The organism is Streptomyces sp. 11-1-2, assembly GCF_003595545.1.
In the GTDB taxonomy this organism is placed as follows: domain Bacteria; phylum Actinomycetota; class Actinomycetes; order Streptomycetales; family Streptomycetaceae; genus Streptomyces; species Streptomyces hygroscopicus_B.
Map to the genome: position 1 here is coordinate 2,299,110 of NZ_CP022545.1, position 16,188 is coordinate 2,315,297.

The window sequence follows — 16,188 nt, forward strand, 5'->3', positions numbered from 1 at the left end:
GGTCAGCCTTTCGTCGAAGCGGCATCCTCAGACTCTGATCGCGCCGACCTGGTCGCGGATGGCGGTGTCAAGGTCGGTGGCGGTCAGGCCGAAGGTGTCAGCCGTCTCCGTCGCGTCCATGTGGAACGGCGCGTACCACTGGTAGTCCATCTCGGCCACCTCCCGGGCGATCGGCACGATCACCCCTGCTGTACGCATCACGAAGCGCGGTATCTGGATCAACTTGACCGGTGGCAGGCCCGCGGCGTCGGCGCAGCGCCGCGCCAGCTCGCGGATGGTGACGGCGGGCGGGGACGGAACGTGCCAGGCCCGGCCCCAGGCGCGTTCGTCCTGAGCGAGCGTGACCAGGGCCTGTGCCATGTCGCCGTTGACGGTGAAGGTGTGCGGCATGTCCAGGTGGCCGGCAATCCAGGCGGCGCGGCCCTTCTTCAGAGCCGGCTCGATGAACACGGAGTAGATGCCTGCCGCGTCCTTGCCGATGTAGTCGGCGCCGCGGACCTCGACCGTACGGATGCCGGCGGCGAGGGCCTGTTCCCACATCCGTTTGCGCAGGCGGCCCTTGCGCCCGGTGGCGGCCATGGGGGTGTGCTCATTCATCCGGCCGCCGGGCTGCCGGCCGTAGGCGTAGAGGCTGCCGGTGAGCGCCAGGACGGCGTCGTGCGCCTCCGCGGCGGCGATCACCGCCGTCTGCAACGGCGGCAACTGGCGTTCCCACATGGTGTACGAGGGCGGGTTGGCACAGTGGTAGATCACCTTTGCGCCGCCGGACAGCTCGGTCAGGCGGGACGGGTCGGAGGCGTCCGCGGCGACTCGCTCGATCATCGGATGCACAGGGCCTGAGCCACTGCGCGTGACGATCCGAACGCCCTCGCCGCGCTCGGCGAGCAGGCGGGCGACGTTCGAGCCGATCGAGCCGGCGCCGATGACAACATGATCGGTTATGACAGGCACTTCTCCTGGATTGGATTCCTGGCGAAACGTTCCTAGTGTCCTGCGCCGGAGATCCGTCGGCAGAATTGGGCGAGGGATTCGAGGATCTCCTCGGCGGTCTTGGTCCAGATGAACGGCTTGGGGTCTGCGTTCCAGTCCTTGACCCAGGTGCGGATGTCGGCTTCAAGGGTCTGGACGTTCTTGTGTGCGCCGCGGCGGATCTTCTGGTCGGCCAGGAAGCCGAACCACCGCTCGACCTGGTTGATCCAGGAGGAGCCCGTCGGGGTGAAGTGCATGTGGAAGCGGGGGTGTTTGGCCAGCCACGTCCTGATCGCTGGGGTCTTGTGGGTGCCGTAGTTGTCACAGATCAGATGGACCTGGAGATGCGCGGGCACCTCCTTGTCGATCCTGATCAGGAACTTCTTGAATTCCGCTGCCCGGTGCCGACGGTGCAGAGCACTGATGACCTCGCCGGTGGCGACGTCGAACGCGGCGAACAAGGTGGTCAGGCCGTTGCGCACGTAATCATGGGTCCGGCGCTCGGGCATGCCCGGCATTATCGGCAGCACCGGCTGGGACCGGTCCAGAGCCTGGATCTGCGATTTCTCATCCACCGACAGCACCACGGCGCCCTCGGGCGGGTTGAAGTACAGGCCGACGACGTCGTAGACCTTCTCCACGAACAACGGGTCCGTCGACAGCTTGAAGGTGTCTGTCTGGTGCGGCTTGAGCTGGAACTTCCGCCAGATCCGGCCAACGGTCGACTTCGACAGGCCACTGTGCTCGGCCATCGACCTACGGGACCAGTGGGTGGCGTTCTTCGGGATCTCCTCCAGCGTGGTGACCACGACCGCCTCCACCTGATCGATGCTGATGGTGGGCGGCCGGCCCGGCCGCGGCTCGTCGGCCAGGCCATCCAGCCGCTCAGCGAGGAACCGGCGCCGCCACTTGCGGACCGTGTCCGCACTCACCCGCAGATCCCGAGCAACCGCCACAATCGGCGGCACCTCCGGCCCCGCACACGCCAGCACAATCCGCGCGCGCAGGGCCAGAGCCTGGGCCGATGTCGCCCGACGCGTCCACCGCTCCAACACCGCCCGCTCCTCATCACAGAGCAGCAACGGCTCCAGCTTCGGGCCCCGACGAGGAACTGATGCACCAGCAGCAGAAGTCACACCACTACTAACGATCAACTACCGGCGCAGGACACTAGGCGCACTGCCGCACCCGGGGACGGGGGACGGGGCGGCTCGGTCAGTCATCCACACCGGAGCCGGAGTAGGCGGGCACGTCGGCGAGCAATCCCGCGACCTCAGGGTTGAACTCGTTGCGGCGCCGGTGCAGTTCCTGGATCTTCGCGTTCAGTTCTGGATCGTCGTCGTCACTGACGTCGAAGATTTCGAGCCGCTCCACCAGGTTCAGACCGAGGCGGTCGGTCCGGTAGGTGGTCGGGTGAGTGAGAAACGCGAAGAGTCCGTCAAGGTCCTCGACGACAAACACAGCGCTGTACTCGTAGTCGCCGCCGTGGTCACGACCGACGACAAAGGACTTGATCGCGGGGTTCGAGCGCCCCTGCTCGCGCCAGCCCTCCAGCGCCGCCTCGATCTGCTCGGGTGTCGCAGTGGCCTTCATCGTGGCCCGGTTGATGTGGTGAATCATGCCGCGCACCCCTTTTCTAACATTGTTAGCTTTCTTAACGTCGTTAAGATAGCTAGGCTGTGACGGCGCCGTCAAGGGGCGGCGGATAGTGTTCGAGGAGACCGGCGGAGCGAAGAGACGGGCCATGTCCACCAGCACAAGACGGGCCCGTGAACGGGCGAGCACCCGCGAACGGATCATCGAGGCCGCGCTGCATGTCCTTGAGACCGACGGCGCCGCGGCGCTCACCATCCGGCGCATCGCGACCGACATCGAATACTCCGCGCCTGTCGTCTATCAGCACTTCGCCAACAAGGACGCGCTCGTACTGGAACTGGTCGCCTACGGCCATCGCCTGATACTGGCCGAGTTCCAGCAGGCCGCCGAGGAGCCCGGTATCGATCGGCGCATGATGCGGATCGCGTCGGAGTACGTCCGGTTCGCCGGCGAGCATCCGCACCTCTACGGAGTCATGAACGGCACCACGGTCGACGCGGACGAACGCCGCCGCGTCGCGGAACCGGCCATCGGCGTCCTCAAGGAACTGCTCACCACCTGGTCCGACACCCACGACGTGGTCCTCGCCGACCCCGACGAGGCGTGCGAGATCATCTGGGGCACCCTGTACGGCATCGCATCGCTCGGCCACCTCGGCACCATCGGCAGCGAGCGCGCCCGGCGGCTCGCCGAGCAGGCGCTCCGCGCGATCCTTCTCGGCTGGCGGGCCGAGGCGCCAGGGAACGGGTAGTACGGCGCCGGCTCGGTATCGCGGCCTGCGGCTGGACGCGTCAGCACGCCCTTCGCCGAGCGGCCCGAAGTCGTACGCGAGCTGCCGCGGCGAGCTGGGACGCCTGTCGCCCCTTCCCCTTGGTTGACCAGGGGCCGACGTCATGCTGGACGTGTTTGCCCTGCGCAGCTCGTCCCGGATCGAGCAGGTGGTGCCCCGGCACGAGCTGGCCGCGGCTATCGCCGCACTGTTCGAGCTGCCCGCGAAGCTGCTCGACGGGGAGGCGTGGGAGCAGACCAAGCCGACCGTGCTCGCCTCCCTCAACCTGCCCGCCGACGCGGGCGAGCACCTGGCGGCGCGGGCCGCGCTGCTGGATGGCACCTACCGGGAGGTCGCGGCCCGGGTGCCGGCGAACTCCCAGATTGTGTTCGACGACGGGCGACTGCACTTCGCCGCCCTGGAGCCGGAGCCCGAACCGGCCTCCCTCCGGGACCTGCGCGAGGCGGTGGAGGCGATGCTCCCCAGGGTGGACCTGCCGGAGGCCCTGCTGGAGGTGTTCTCCTGGACCGGCGCCGACCAGGCGTTCACCTCGATCACCGGCGGCGAGGCGAGGCTGAAGGACCTGCACGTGACGATCACCGCGCTGCTGCTGGGCCGGGACTGGGGTGCGGGCGGCCGCCACACCGGGTGGGTGCGGCGGCCGTGGGTGGGATCGGCTCGTGGTTCGAGTCAGTCAGCAGAGCGACGGATCAGCCCGGCGTCACCGCACCCTCGTATTGCTCACCCGTCCCCTCTAGCCATGGAACTCCGATCCCCAGCAAGGAAGACCCGCACCGCGCTAGAGCAGCACAGTGTCTACGCGGAGGAAATCACAGGCAGGGATGCCGAACGCCTGAGCGGCCAGGATCCGGCGAATCGTCCTCGCTCCCCGTTCGTGCGCAGTTCTCAGGGCCGCAGTCCGGGGACTTGCGCAAGGTGCCCCCGCATCTCGAGGGCGGACGGCAGTGGGCGCCACCATATGGTCACCTCGGCGATCTTGCCGTCCGCGTCGACCCGGGCGTAGTCCATTCCGTTGGCCACGGTGTCTTCGATCTGCAGCCGGAAGGATGCGGCGTGGTGGGTCTCGCCGCTGAGGATCTCCTTGTAGCTGAGGTCCGCCAGTCTGTGGACAGTCTGTTTGGCTTCCACGACGGACTCGCGACCGATGAGCGGCTCATCGCCGAGCGGGCTGTTCAGCACCGCGTTCTCGGCGAACAAGCAGGCGAGGACGTCCTTGGGTCTCCGGCTCTTGGGTGGTCACAACCGACCGGTGCGCGCGATCACCTGGCTGGCGAAGTCAAGCATCTGGTCAAGGCCGGGGAACAGTGCGAAGGCGTCCACGAACGCCTCGTCCGCACCGGCCTCGGCGAAGCGCTTGAGCTTGTCGGCCAGCGAATCAACGGTCGTGCCCGGTTCGAGGTTGATACGTATGGCCTTCTTCAGCGCGTCGGGATCGCGGCCGGCCTCCTGCGCCGCCTGGCGCGCGAGCGACCACAATTGGTCGGCGACCTCGTCCGGCAGAAAATCGAGCCCGAGCCAGCCGGTGGCGCTGCGGCCGACCCGGCGCATCGCGGCCTCGCTGGCGCCGCCGATCCAGATGGGCGGCCCGCCCGCTTGCACCGGGCGCAGGTCGGCGTGGACCGGCGGCAGCGAGAAGAACTCGCTGTCCCAGGACACCGGGTTGGCCGTCCACCACTCGTGCAGGAACGCCAGCAGGTCATCGAGCATCCGCCCGCGTCGGCGCCAGTCCGCGCTGCGGGAGATGTCGTGCTCGTCCTTCATCCACCCGAGTCCCACGCCGACCTCGAGACGGCCGTCGCTGAGCACGTCGAGTGTGGTCAGCATCCGGGCCAGGTGCGGCGGCTCGTAGTAGAAGGTGCTGAGCGTGCTGGCATTCAGCCGCACCCGGCTGGTCGCCGTCGCGGCGACGGTCCACAGCAGCACCGGGTCGAGGTAACGCTTCATCTGCGGCGGGTACGGCTGCTCTTTGCCCGGATAGATGCTATGCATATCGACCGGCTGGACCAGGCGATCGCCGACCCACAGCGTGTCGTAGCCAAGGTCCTCGATCCCGCGGCAGAACGCGCTCAGGCCAGCTGCGCTGCTGATAGCGGGCCCGATTATGGGAAGTGTGAAACCAAGCTTCATGACGAGTCCTCCCGGTGATCCGTCAACCGTTTACTCAGACGGGAAGCTCGGTGATGCTGAGGGCGAAGTCCAAGTTCCCCACCCCGTGGTTGGCGAGGCCCACCGTGACCACGCCCGCTCCTTCCAGCCAGTGCGCCATTTTCAGGCCGCCGACGTCCAGCGGGCGCAGCCCGAGGCTCTCGATGAACGCCTCCACACTTGCCTTGGCCTGCGCATTATCGCCAGCGATGAAGACGTCGGGCCGCCCCTTCTCCAGGACATGACGGAAGATGGTGTTGAACGCCTTCACCACGCTGGCGCCGGCCGGGGCCACCTTGGCGACTTCCTGCGCGATCGAGGTCTCCTCGCGGTGGGCCAGCCCGTCGAACGTGGAGTTGAAGGGATTGCTGATGTCGACGATGACCTTGCCCGCGAGAGCGTCTCCGTACTGGGCGACGACCGGCACGACGCCGTCGTACAACAGGGCCACGATGACGATGTCCCCGGCCGGGGCGGTGCCCCATTCTCCCGTCGTGGCGCCGCCGCCGAGAGCCTTGGCCAGGTCAGCGGCCTTGGACTGATCGCGGCCCATGACCTCGACGGTGTTGCCGCCCGCTACCGCCCGCGCTCCGATGGTGCGGGCCATGTTCCCGGTGCCGATGATGCTGATGTTGCTCATGAGATGTCCTGCCCTGGTTGTGGTTGTTCGGTTCAGATGGCGGTGGTGCCGCCGTCGGCGACGAGTTCCATGCCGTTGACGTAGCTGGAGTCGTCGGAGGCGAGGAAGAGGGCGGCGGTGGCGATTTCGTCGGGGCGGCCCATCTCGCCGCGGGGGATGAGGGACTCGAACTGGCGCTTGGTGGCCTCGTCGAAGAGTTCTTCCTGCTTGGCGGTGGCGACCTGGCCGGGGGTCAGGACGTTGACGCGGATGCGGCGGTCCTTGAGCTCGTTGAGCCAGACGCGGGCCCAGGCCTGCTGGACGGCCTTGCTGCCGGCGTAGACGCTCCAGCCGGGGAAGGCGCCGAGGGAGGCGTTGGAGCCGGTCATGAGGATGGAGCCGCCGTCGTTGAAGAGCGGGAGGGCCTTCTGGACGGTGAACAGGGTGCCGCGGGCGTTGAGTCCGAACCAGGTGTCGAACTGGGCCTCGGTGATCTCGCCGAGCGGGGCGGGCTCGCCCCCTCCGGCGCTGGCCCACAGCACGTCGAGGCTTCCCTTCTCCCGCTTGACGGTGTCGTACAGGCGGTCCAGGTCGTCCAGGTTGGCGGCGTCACCCTGGACGCCGGTGACGTTGCGGCCGATCTGCTTCACGGCCTCGTCCAAGGCGTCCTGCCGGCGGCCGGTGATGAAGACGTGCGCTCCCTCGTCGACGAACAGCTTCGCGCCGGCCAGCGCCATGCCGGTGGTGCCGCCGGTGATGACCGCGACCTTGCCGTCAAGCTTTCCCATAGTCGCTCCCTTGAGTCGGTGGTGCCGTGTGCACCTGGGGTGACGGCGTTATGTACACCGCCCTGTGTGCTTACGGTACTGGGCGGGCGGCCGGGACGCAAACTATGTACACCGGTCGTTACCCAGCTGGGGTAGCATGGACCCATGACAGAGTTGGAGAAGGGCCCCCAGGGCCGCCGCCGCGGCCGGGGCGCCCGCGAGCGCATCATCAGCGCGTCCCAGCAACTGTTCCGCGAGCAGGGCATCAACCGCACCGGCATGGACCAGCTTTGCGCGGCGGCCCAGGTGTCCAAGCGCACGGCCTACCAGCACTTCACCGGCAAGGACGAACTCGTCGCCGAGTACCTGCGCCGGTTCGACCCCTCCGTTCTGCCCGGCGTGTTCGACCGCACCGACCTCACGCCCCGCGAACGGCTCCTCGCCGCCTTCGACATCCCCCCCACCACCCCCCTGTGCCCCTACATCGGCGCCGCCGTCGAACTCCACGACCCCCAGCACCCCGCATCCCAGTACGCGCGCGACTACAAGAAAGCCGTCGCCGCGCGGCTCGCCGACACCGCCCGCGAAGCCGGCGCCACCGACCCTGAACAGCTCGGCGAGCAGCTCGCGCTGCTCATCGACGGCGCCGCGGCCCGCACCCGGGTCCTCAACGCCGACGCCTTCCCCACCGCCGCCGCCATCGCCGCCGTCCTCATCGACAACGCCATCCCCGCCACAGCCGGCGATGACCGACGACGGGAGGAAGTGTCGAGTTAACGTGGCACATCGCGGCCGGGCTGGACGCGCTGCCGGTCACGCGGCTGCACCGGCTGGCACGCGACACCAGCCGCCCGGCACCTGGCCCGGACCTGCTGGCTTTTACGGAACTGGCCGCCCGCCTGCTGAAGGCCGCAGCAGAAGCCGCCGGGGAGACCGGCGACCCCCGAGGACCCGCCGTGGTCGGCCTGGGATGCCTGGAAGCGGTCCATCGCCTCGGCCGGCGCGGGCAGCTGGTACAAGCCCGCATCCAGGACCTCAGCAACACCAGCGCCTGAGAGAACCTGAGTTCACAGTTGAGCGTCTCCGTCGGCGAGCACTACGCCGTGGACGGTGCCGTCGGATGCGGTGGCCAGGCGAGTGACGGGGGCGTCGAAGCGTACGTGCACGCCGGTGCGTTCGACGGCCGCCAGGTGCTGCTCGATCATCCCCTTGCCGCCGCCGACGACGCCGACCGCCAGGCCACCCCAGAAGCGGTGGTGGCCGTCCACCTCATACGCCTGCCGGCGGTACATCAGCTCGAACCGCAGGCCCAGGTCGCGAAGCCAGTCCATCGTCGCGCGGGACTCGCCGGCCAGGATCCGCGCGAGGTCGGCATCGGTATGCCCGCGCGTCACCCTGACCATGTCGTCGAGGAAGTCGTCGTCGGTGTACGGGGCGAGGTCGGTGAGCGGGAAGCGGTCCTGTGCGGTCGGTTCCAGGAGGTTCTTGAGGTCGGCGAGTCCGCCGTGGCTGGTGCGCATGGCGCCGGCGGTGAAGTAGGAGTTGCCACCGGCCCACTGCCGTGGCGCCTTTTCCAGTACGAGCACTCGGGCGCCCGCTTGCCGGGCGGACTGCGCTGCGCAGAAGCCGGCGTTTCCGCCGCCGACCACGGTGACGCCCCAGGGTGCTGCCATGAGTGCGGGTGCTCCTGATCACGGGAAGGGCCGGTCCGGAGCACGGGCTCCGGACCGGCTGTGTGCGGTGCGTCAGCCGACGGCGGGCACGGGGTCACGGTCCGCTCCGGCCGCTGCTTTCGGGTCGGCTTCCGCGGGCTTCTCGCCAGGTGCGGGATCGACCTGCGGATCGGGGGTGTGGCCGGCCTCGGGAGCGGAGGTGTACGGGATATCGCCACGGAGGACGGCCTTGGCACGGTCCTCGTCGAGCTGTCCCTCCCATTTGGCCACCGCCAGAGTGGCGACGCCGTTGCCGACCACGCTGGTCAGGGCGCGGGCCTCGGACATGAAGCGGTCGATGCCGAAGATGAGCGCCAGGGCGGCGACGGGTACGTGGGGAACGGCGCTGAGGGTGGCGGCCAGCGCTACGAAGCCGGACCCGGTGACCCCGGCGGCGCCCTTGGAGGTGAGCAGCATGATGGCGAGCATCGACAGCTGCTGGGTGAGGCTGAGGTCGATGCCGAGGGCCTGGGCGAGGAAGACCGAGCCCATGGTGAGGTAGATCGCGGTGCCGTCGAGGTTGAAGGAGTACCCGGCGGGCAGCGTGATACCGACGACCGGTTTGGATGCGCCCACGTGCTCGAGCTTGGCCATCATGCGCGGCAGCACCGGCTCGCTGGACGAGGTGCCCAGGACGATCAGCAGCTCTTCCTTGATGTAGCGGAGGAAGGGCAGCAGGCGCAGGCCGTTGACGCGCATGACCGTACCGAGGACGACCAGGACGAAGAACAGGGCGGTGAGCCAGAAGGAGCCGACCAGCAGGAAGAGGTGCCGCAGGGTGTCCAGGCCGTAGTTGCCGATGGTGAAGGCCATGGAGCCGAAGGCGCCGATCGGGGCCAGCCGCATGATCCAGCGGATGAGTGTGAACAGGATCCTGGACAGCTTCTCGATGCCCTGGGCGATCCCCGCGCCCGCCTCGCCGCCGGCGTTGAGGCCGAAGCCGAACAACACCGAGACCACCAGCACCGGCAGGATCTCGTGGCCGGTCATGGCGCTGAGCAGGGTGTCCGGAATCATGGCGAGGACGAAGGCGGAGAAGCTCTCGTGGCTCGCGGTCGCCTCGGGCGGCAGCCCCTTGGTGGAGAGGGTGGAGGTATCGACGTGCAGTCCGCTGCCGGGCTGGACGACGTTGACGACGACCAGGCCGATCACCATGGCGACGGTGGTCAGCACCTCGAAGTAGAGCAGCGCCTTGAGGCTGACCCTGCCGACGGCACGCGCGTTGCCCATGGAGGCGATGCCGTGGACGACGGTACAGAAGATGACCGGCGCGATCATCATGCGCACCAGCGCGATGAAGCCGTCGCCCAGGGGCTTCAGCTCGGCGCCGAAGGAAGGCCACAGCCAGCCGACGACGGCACCGGCGAGAACACCGATCAGGCATTGGACGTAGAGCAGGGACAGCAGCCGGCGGGTGCGGCGTGGTGGAGCGGTGACGGTACCCGGGGCGGCATCGTTGCGGCTCATGCGGGGCGTCCTTCCAGGACGGGAACGAGAAGTTCGGCTCGGGCGATGCGGCGGGCGGCGCGGTGCAGCAGCACCGTGGGGGACGCGCCGTCCGGTGCGGGGACGGCTTGGGCGGTGATGACACCTGCCGGGGTGCCCAGGCGCAGCGTGCCGTCGGCGGTCTGCCGGGCGACGCGGTGGGCGAGCGTGCCGGGGATGGCGGCCGCGGTGGCCAGGGCGACGGCCGAGGTGAGGCCGATCGCCGGGTGGGGTGCGTGCATGGAGACCATGCGTACGGCCAGGTCGTACTCGTCCTGACTGACCAGAGTGCCATGAGTGGTGCGATATGAGGCGGCCCGGGCAACGACGCCGACTTTCGGCACAGCATGGCTGACCGGGTCGTTCCGGTCGGCCAGGCCCATGGCCAGGGCGGCCTCGCGGCGCAGCACGGTGAGCGCGGGAACCGCCTCGGCGAACTCGGTGAGCGACTCGGTGCCGTCGAGGCCGAACGCCTTGGCCTCGAACAGCGCGGCCGGGGCGCCGGCGTCGACCAGGGACACCTCGGCCGGACCGGCGGGCCCGGTCAGGGTGTCCAGGGCGCGGCCGGTCGGCAGGGCGCGCCCCGTGGTCGTACCCGCCGGGTCCTCGAAGCCGAGCAGGACCGGCACTCCGAGCGCCGCGGTGCCGGGCACCGCGGCCGTGCCCTCTTCGGGGGCCGTACTGCCCGGGGTGGGGATGGTGCCGGTGAGGCGGGCCCCGGTGTTGACGTTGAGCATCCGCACCGTGGTGGAGTCCGATGTGATCGGTACCAGGCCGTTGTGGACGGCGTACAGGGCGACGGCGGTGGCGCAGTTGCCGCAGTTGCTGGTCCATTCCACGCGCTCGTCACCGATGCCGACCTGCGCGAAGGCGTACTCGACGTCGATGCCCGGCTCGGCCGGTGTCCGGACGATCGCGGCCTTGGAGGTGGTGGAGGAGGCACCGCCGACGCCGTCGATCTGGCGGGGGTCGGCGGCGTTGTAGGCGGCGAGCAGCAGGGTGTCGGCGTCCACGCCGGTCGCGACCACATCGTGGTGGTCGAAGATCCAGCACTTGCTGGTTCCTCCGCGGATCATCTCGCCCTGCAGACGCAACACAACAGACTCCTCGTGGAAACCCCGCCGGCACTTCCGTGCGTGGTGTGATCCACGGTGGGGGCGGAGAGCATGAAGTACAATCTCGGAAATCTGCATGGGTATTAAGTTGGAATTAATGCTGGAGGTGGCGCGGTGCTCGATGTGCGGCGCATCCTGCTCTTCACCGAGGTCGCCCGCCGGGGCTCGGTCACCGCGACCGCGCGGGCTCTCAGCTACACGCCTTCAGCGGTGTCCCAGCAGGTCAGCCGCTTGGAGGCGGAGGCTGGGCAGCCGCTGTTGGAGCGCCATGCGCGGGGTGTCACGCTCACTGACGCGGGACGCGCCCTGGCCGAGCGCGGGGAGCGGATCGAGCGAGAACTGACGGCCGCCGAGAACGAGCTCGCCGACTTCGCGGGACTGCGCGCGGGCATCCTCCGCATCGGAACCTTCCCCACCGTCGGCGCTTCCCTCCTCCCCCGGGCCGTGATCGCCTTCCGGAAAGCCCACCCCGACGTACGGCTGACGGTGCGCAGCGCCCGCATCGCGGGCCTGTGGGCGATGCTGGAGAACCGGGAAATCGAGATGTCCCTGATGTGGGACTACGACTGGAACCGCATCGACCGCGAGGACATCGTCGTCACCTCACTCGTCGACGACCCCCCGGCCCTCCTCGTCAGCAAGGACCACCCCCTCGCCGGCCGCCCTTCGGCCGCCCTCGCCGACTTCGCGAACGACCCCTGGATCACCCGCGCCGAGAACCACCCGGTGGCCGAGGCTCTCGCCCGCAGCTGCCACACAGCCGGTTTCGAGCCGCAGATCGCCTACGAGGCCCACGACTACCAGGAGGCACAGGCCATGGTCGCCGCCGGCATCGGCGTCGCCCTCGCCCCCACCCTGGCGCTGGAAGGCACCCGAGGCGGCGTCAGCGTCCTGCCACTGCAACCCCCCGCCCCGGTACGCCGCATCCTTCTGGTCCGCATGGCCGACCACGCCCTCACCCCCGCCGCTGGGGCCTTCGCGGGCTTCCTGCGCGACAGCGCTACGACCGGCACGTCGTCATGACATAGGCCGAGCCAGTGCCCGAGACCAGGCCCGGGCAAACGGCCCGCACCGGCCCCGCACCGCACTCACGCCGGACTCGCCGACGCCCCGCCTTCCGGCCGGCGCCCGTGTACTGCGACTGGGCTACCTGGCTGTAACTCACGCGTTCGCCGTGCTTCGCCTGCTACCGATGAGCGACCGCGGCAAAGACGCGGAGATCCTCGCCCTGCGCCACCAGCTCATGGTGCTGGAGCGCCAACTCGGCAAGGATCGGGGGCGGTTCACCCCGAGCGACCGGGCATACCTGACGGCGCTGCTGTACCGGCTGCCACGGGACGTGCTGCGCAGACCAGCACCCGGATCCGTCGGCTGGCATGCTCGATGACGGCCAGCACGTACATCCGAGCCCCGGACAGGATGACCGTTTCGAAGAAGTCACAGGCCAGCAGGGCATCGGCCTGGGAGCGCAGGAAGTCCGCCCACGTGCTGGAGGACCGCTCGGGTGCCGGATCGACGCCGGCCTCCTGCAAGATCTCCCAGACAGTGGAAGCGGCCACCTTCACGCCCAGGACAAGCAGTTCACCGTGCAGACGGCGATACCCCCAACCGGGATTGTCCCGCGCCAGGCGCAACACCAGGGCCCGCACCGAGTGCACGGTCCGCGGCCGTCCCGAGCGCCTGGGCCGGGAGGCGGCAGCCTGACGGCGGGCGAGAAGGTCGCGGTGCCAGACCAGCACCGTGTCCGGACGCACCAGCAACCGCACCCCGCGGAGCACGTGCATGGGAAGCCGGTGCAGCAGCGCCGCCAGAAATCCCCGGTCGCTCGCGGCGAACCGCACCCGCTCCTGGCCGAGTTGGCGCTCCAGCACCATGACCTGGTGGCGCAAGGCGAGTATCCCGGCAGTCTTGTCCCGACCGCCCATTGGTAGCAGGCGCAGCATGGCGAACGCATTCGTCACGCCCAGGTAGGCCAGTCGCAGCAACACGGTCGATCATCTTGCCGCCGCGAGCGCCGGCCTCGCGAGAGCTCCCGCTCGGGCGACCACGCCGACCGGCCTCCAGTACACCGTGCGCACCGCATCCCACCAGGGCGGACGATATTTTCGGCAAGCGCAATCGCGACGGCCGCTGATCGATGCGCATGCCGGACGCGGTGGACTCCTTCGTCATGCCTCGGTTCCGGCCGCGGCCGGCTGCGCGACCGCGGTCACGGTCCCCGGCGGGAAACCTGCTCGCGCCCCGTGGACACCGGGGCTGTCACGTCGGCCGAGGGTCAGCTGAGGGGCACGAGGATGCCGTTGCCGTGCTTGCTCGTCTCCGCCTCGTCCAGCAGCAGCGCGGCCAGCGTGGTGCGGGAGATCCTGGGCGGCACCAGCGGGCGCCGCAGCTCCGCCAGCGGCACGATGCGCCGGGTGGGACTGAGGGGGGCGTCCGTGACGTCCGGAGCGTGGAACACCGTGGCGCCGGCCTTCAGGGCGATCTCGTCGGCCTCGGCCTTCTCGGCCAGTTCCGATCCGACGAACACCCGCATCACCCCTGCGTAGATCAGGCCGCCGGACCGGCTCGACACGCCCGAGCCCAGCGCTCCGAGCCATACCGTGCGCACGTTCGCCGCGGCGAGCCTCCTGGCCCCGGCGACCAGCGCGCCCGGGCCGTCGCCCCTGCCGATGCCGATGGCCGAGACGACCACGTCGATGTCGGTCAGGCCGGGGAAGCTCTGCGGGGCGGTGACGTCAGCCTGCCTGATCTCGACCTGCCGTGGCGCGGACACGGTGACCTTGGACGGCGTGCGGACCAGGGCCACGACCTCGTGTCCGCGTTCCAGCGCCTGGTCGACGAGCGTGCCGCCGGTCCGGCCCGAGGCTCCGAGTACTGCGATGCGCATGATCATCCGCTCCTTGACTGAACAACCGTTGGCGACTTGAGTAAACAACCGTTGGTTATCAGTGTCAAAGTGAGGCCACCTGTAAGGTGAACACCTGTTGCTGAACCGTTCACCCTGGCCGGAAGGGAGCGAGGTGTCGTCTCAGGAGTGGTCCGCTCCCCGTCGCCGCAATCCGCGCGGGCAGGGACAGGTGCTCAAGGCCCAGCTTGTGGACGCCGCGGCCAAGCTGCTGGCCACTCTCGATCAACCGGAGACACTGACGCTCCGGCAGGTCGCGCGTGAGGTCGGGGTCGCGCCGGCCAGCATCTACAGCCACTTCCCCGACCTGAGCGCACTGATCGAACACGTGCTACGGCTTCGCTATGAGGAGCTGGCCCGGCTGATGGACGAGGCCGCGCAGCCCGCCACGAGCCCGCAGGCCGACCTCGTCGCCCGGTGCGCGGCCTATGTGCACTGGGGAGTCGACCAGCGCGGCCACTACCGCACCCTGTTCGGCGGCCGGATGCCTGCCGACCTCGTCCCTGGTACGGCCCACGGCGCCGGGGCCGAGCTGCTCGGCGCCGTCGTCGCCTCCCTGGCGGCTGCGACCACCGGGGAGCGGAAGCGGTGCGCGGCGGATCAGCAGTGGCAGGCCGGACTCATGCTCTGGACCGCCCTGCACGGTTTGGTCAGCCTCTACAACGACCACGGAGCCATCCCCTGGCCGCCCTTGGACGGTCTGCTCACCGACCTGATCAGCTTGCACACCGGTCGGCCGGCGGCCGAGATCGGGGCCCTCCTGTCCCAGGGCGAGGGGGCGTCCGGGCCTGCCGGTCTCCGAGACGCGTAAGGGCCGTGGCATCGGCATGGGCGACCTGCTTCTGCCTCCTGTGAGCGGACGTGGCGCCGCGCCGGTGACCGGTGGGGCGGCCATGTGTCTCCCTGAGCCCTGGCGCGGCCGTCGGCCGTCCCTCGCCGGATGAGGCGGCGAGGAGGCGGGCGAACCGCAGTCGACAGCCGGCGTCGGCAACGCGGTGCCTGCGCTGGCTGCCTTGAGCACCGCACGGCTTCGTGCTGGTCAGATGCCCAGCACGCGCCGGGCGTTCAGATGGGCGATCTTCTCCTTCACCTCGGGTGAAAGGTCGCACTTCTCGATCGAGTCCACCGCTTCGGCGGTGGACTCGTACGGGTAGTCGATCGCGAACATGACCGCTTCGGCCCCGATGCTCAGCACGGCGGCCTGCACGGCCTCCGGGGCCAATACCCCGCTTGTGGTGATCAGGATGTTGCTCCCGAAGTACTGCGACGGCATCCGCTCAAGCGGCGCGTCGACCTGGAGCGAGCGGTAACGCGAGTCGAAGCGGGAGCGCTGGAACGGCAGAAACTCGCCGAGGTGCCCGAGGATCAGGGTCGCACCGGGGTGCCGGTCGAACACTCCGGCATAGATCAGCCGCATGGCGTGGCCGCCGGTCTCGGCCTGCCAACTCCAGCTGGCCCCGTACATCTCCGGCCGTCCGCGCATCACGTGCCAGTCATCGCGAGGCAGTGAGCCGGGGTGGAGGTACAACGGCACACGGAGTTCCTCCAGTGCGCTCCACAGTTCCCCGTACGCGGGATGGTCCAGGTACCGGCCCTGCGTGTGGTCGTTGACCAGCGCTCCCCTGAAGCCGAGCTGTTCGACGCAGCGTTTGAGTTCGATCACGGCGGCGGCGGGGTCCTGCAGAGGCAGGGCGGCGAACCCCTTGAAGCGGGTCGGGTGGCGGGCGATGGTCCGGGCCAGGTGATCGTTGGCGAACCGGGCGTTGTCGACGGCGGCGCCGGCGTCGGTGTCGGCCTGGATACCGGGGACGCTCAGCGACAGGACCTGGATGTCGATGCCATGCGCGTCCATCTCGGGAAGACGGTGCTCCTCGAAGTCGGCCAGGCGGCGTCGGCAGTCCTTGGCGTACTGGTCGCTGACCTGGATCTTCTGGGGCGTCGAGGGCTGGCGCGCGAACAGCTCCGGGATGGTGAAGGCTTCTTCCAGCGCGATGTAGGTCATGGCAGGACTCCTTCGTCACATGTCCTTGTGGTGGTGTGCCGGTGGCCGACGGCGGCGGTAAGAGCCCCAAGGCCGGCAGCCTG

The 16,188-nt window shown here is 69.2% G+C and carries 16 protein-coding genes and 2 pseudogenes; 5 read left to right on the top strand and 13 right to left on the bottom strand.

The genetic code is table 11. The features are described from left to right. Window positions 1–27: 27 nt before the first annotated feature. The 3 genes from CGL27_RS09480 to CGL27_RS09490 all read right to left on the bottom strand — a co-directional run bounded on the left by CGL27_RS09480 (window position 28) and on the right by CGL27_RS09490 (window position 2,589). Complete coding sequence (locus CGL27_RS09480; protein WP_240450425.1) at window positions 28–951, bottom strand: NAD-dependent epimerase/dehydratase family protein; 924 nt, start codon at window positions 949–951, stop codon at window positions 28–30. 32 nt (window positions 952–983) lie between these two features. After that, a complete protein-coding gene (locus CGL27_RS09485; protein WP_162953282.1) occupies window positions 984–2,060 on the bottom strand; it encodes an IS630 family transposase in 1,077 nt (358 codons plus the stop codon). A gap of 124 nt (window positions 2,061–2,184) precedes the next feature. Beyond that, window positions 2,185–2,589: a Dabb family protein gene (locus tag CGL27_RS09490; protein WP_078644749.1), complete on the bottom strand. Its 405-nt coding sequence runs from the start codon at window positions 2,587–2,589 to the stop codon at window positions 2,185–2,187. 124 nt (window positions 2,590–2,713) lie between these two features. Here CGL27_RS09490 and CGL27_RS09495 point away from each other — a divergent pair, with 124 nt between their 5' ends. Next, window positions 2,714–3,316, top strand: coding sequence for a TetR/AcrR family transcriptional regulator (locus CGL27_RS09495; protein ID WP_078647755.1), 603 nt, complete (start codon window positions 2,714–2,716; stop codon window positions 3,314–3,316). A gap of 241 nt (window positions 3,317–3,557) precedes the next feature. Beyond that, window positions 3,558–3,947 (top strand): annotated as a pseudogene (locus CGL27_RS53430) (Tn3 family transposase); the annotation flags it as partial. A gap of 644 nt (window positions 3,948–4,591) precedes the next feature. Here the strand turns inward: CGL27_RS53430 and CGL27_RS09505 are convergent. The 3 genes from CGL27_RS09505 to CGL27_RS09515 are packed head-to-tail and all read right to left on the bottom strand — an operon-like array spanning window position 4,592 to window position 6,907. Continuing rightward, a complete protein-coding gene (locus tag CGL27_RS09505; protein WP_119985917.1) occupies window positions 4,592–5,482 on the bottom strand; it encodes a TIGR03619 family F420-dependent LLM class oxidoreductase in 891 nt (296 codons plus the stop codon). Between the two features lie 34 nt (window positions 5,483–5,516). Then, entirely contained in the window at window positions 5,517–6,140 is a 624-nt protein-coding gene (locus tag CGL27_RS09510; RefSeq protein ID WP_078644744.1) for an NAD(P)-binding domain-containing protein, read from the bottom strand. A 32-nt stretch (window positions 6,141–6,172) separates the two neighbouring features. Continuing rightward, complete coding sequence (locus CGL27_RS09515) at window positions 6,173–6,907, bottom strand: SDR family oxidoreductase (protein ID WP_078644743.1); 735 nt, start codon at window positions 6,905–6,907, stop codon at window positions 6,173–6,175. Between the two features lie 144 nt (window positions 6,908–7,051). Here CGL27_RS09515 and CGL27_RS09520 point away from each other — a divergent pair, with 144 nt between their 5' ends. Further along, window positions 7,052–7,663 (top strand): TetR/AcrR family transcriptional regulator, encoded by a 612-nt coding sequence (locus CGL27_RS09520; protein WP_119985919.1) that lies wholly within the window; start codon window positions 7,052–7,054, stop codon window positions 7,661–7,663. Here CGL27_RS09520 and CGL27_RS09525 read toward each other — a convergent pair. The 4 genes from CGL27_RS09525 to CGL27_RS09540 all read right to left on the bottom strand — a co-directional run bounded on the left by CGL27_RS09525 (window position 7,660) and on the right by CGL27_RS09540 (window position 11,180). Beyond that, window positions 7,660–7,905: a hypothetical protein gene (locus CGL27_RS09525; protein WP_119985921.1), complete on the bottom strand. Its 246-nt coding sequence runs from the start codon at window positions 7,903–7,905 to the stop codon at window positions 7,660–7,662. The two genes, CGL27_RS09520 and CGL27_RS09525, sit on opposite strands and share 4 nt — an antisense overlap. Before the next feature lie 48 nt (window positions 7,906–7,953). Continuing rightward, a complete protein-coding gene (locus CGL27_RS09530) occupies window positions 7,954–8,559 on the bottom strand; it encodes an FAD-dependent oxidoreductase (RefSeq protein ID WP_119985923.1) in 606 nt (201 codons plus the stop codon). Window positions 8,560–8,631: 72 nt separating this feature from the next. Further along, on the bottom strand, window positions 8,632–10,065 hold the full coding sequence (dctA, locus tag CGL27_RS09535) for a C4-dicarboxylate transporter DctA (RefSeq protein WP_119985925.1): 1,434 nt from the start codon (window positions 10,063–10,065) through the stop codon (window positions 8,632–8,634). Beyond that, window positions 10,062–11,180, bottom strand: a complete 1,119-nt coding sequence (locus CGL27_RS09540; protein WP_119985927.1) for a PrpF domain-containing protein — start codon at window positions 11,178–11,180, stop codon at window positions 10,062–10,064. Before CGL27_RS09540 ends, dctA begins: the two co-directional genes overlap by 4 nt. 132 nt (window positions 11,181–11,312) lie before the next feature. Here CGL27_RS09540 and CGL27_RS09545 point away from each other — a divergent pair, with 132 nt between their 5' ends. Continuing rightward, window positions 11,313–12,221, top strand: coding sequence for a LysR family transcriptional regulator (locus CGL27_RS09545; protein ID WP_119985929.1), 909 nt, complete (start codon window positions 11,313–11,315; stop codon window positions 12,219–12,221). 329 nt (window positions 12,222–12,550) lie between these two features. Here the strand turns inward: CGL27_RS09545 and CGL27_RS09555 are convergent. Continuing rightward, a pseudogene (locus CGL27_RS09555) lies at window positions 12,551–13,186 on the bottom strand (integrase); the annotation flags it as partial. Between the two features lie 287 nt (window positions 13,187–13,473). Further along, window positions 13,474–14,085: an NAD(P)H-binding protein gene (locus CGL27_RS09560; protein ID WP_162952929.1), complete on the bottom strand. Its 612-nt coding sequence runs from the start codon at window positions 14,083–14,085 to the stop codon at window positions 13,474–13,476. Between the two features lie 133 nt (window positions 14,086–14,218). On the opposite strand from CGL27_RS09560, the gene CGL27_RS09565 reads away from it, so the two are divergent. Continuing rightward, window positions 14,219–14,914 (top strand): TetR/AcrR family transcriptional regulator, encoded by a 696-nt coding sequence (locus tag CGL27_RS09565; RefSeq protein WP_240450427.1) that lies wholly within the window; start codon window positions 14,219–14,221, stop codon window positions 14,912–14,914. A gap of 228 nt (window positions 14,915–15,142) precedes the next feature. On the opposite strand, the gene CGL27_RS09570 is transcribed toward CGL27_RS09565, so the two are convergent. Next, the gene (locus tag CGL27_RS09570) at window positions 15,143–16,105 is read right to left on the bottom strand and encodes an amidohydrolase family protein (RefSeq protein WP_078644733.1); all 963 of its coding nucleotides are present in this window, start codon (window positions 16,103–16,105) and stop codon (window positions 15,143–15,145) included. Window positions 16,106–16,188: the final 83 nt, after the last annotated feature.

Coding starts and splice junctions, on each gene's coding strand:
- CGL27_RS09490 (WP_078644749.1), bottom strand. CDS start 2,589: ATGATTCACCACATCAACCGGGCCACGATGAAGGCCACTGCGACACCC.
- CGL27_RS09495 (WP_078647755.1), top strand. CDS start 2,714: ATGTCCACCAGCACAAGACGGGCCCGTGAACGGGCGAGCACCCGCGAA.
- CGL27_RS09505 (WP_119985917.1), bottom strand. CDS start 5,482: ATGAAGCTTGGTTTCACACTTCCCATAATCGGGCCCGCTATCAGCAGC.
- CGL27_RS09510 (WP_078644744.1), bottom strand. CDS start 6,140: ATGAGCAACATCAGCATCATCGGCACCGGGAACATGGCCCGCACCATC.
- CGL27_RS09515 (WP_078644743.1), bottom strand. CDS start 6,907: ATGGGAAAGCTTGACGGCAAGGTCGCGGTCATCACCGGCGGCACCACC.
- CGL27_RS09520 (WP_119985919.1), top strand. CDS start 7,052: ATGACAGAGTTGGAGAAGGGCCCCCAGGGCCGCCGCCGCGGCCGGGGC.
- CGL27_RS09530 (WP_119985923.1), bottom strand. CDS start 8,559: ATGGCAGCACCCTGGGGCGTCACCGTGGTCGGCGGCGGAAACGCCGGC.
- dctA (WP_119985925.1), bottom strand. CDS start 10,065: ATGAGCCGCAACGATGCCGCCCCGGGTACCGTCACCGCTCCACCACGC.
- CGL27_RS09560 (WP_162952929.1), bottom strand. CDS start 14,085: ATGCGCATCGCAGTACTCGGAGCCTCGGGCCGGACCGGCGGCACGCTC.
- CGL27_RS09570 (WP_078644733.1), bottom strand. CDS start 16,105: ATGACCTACATCGCGCTGGAAGAAGCCTTCACCATCCCGGAGCTGTTC.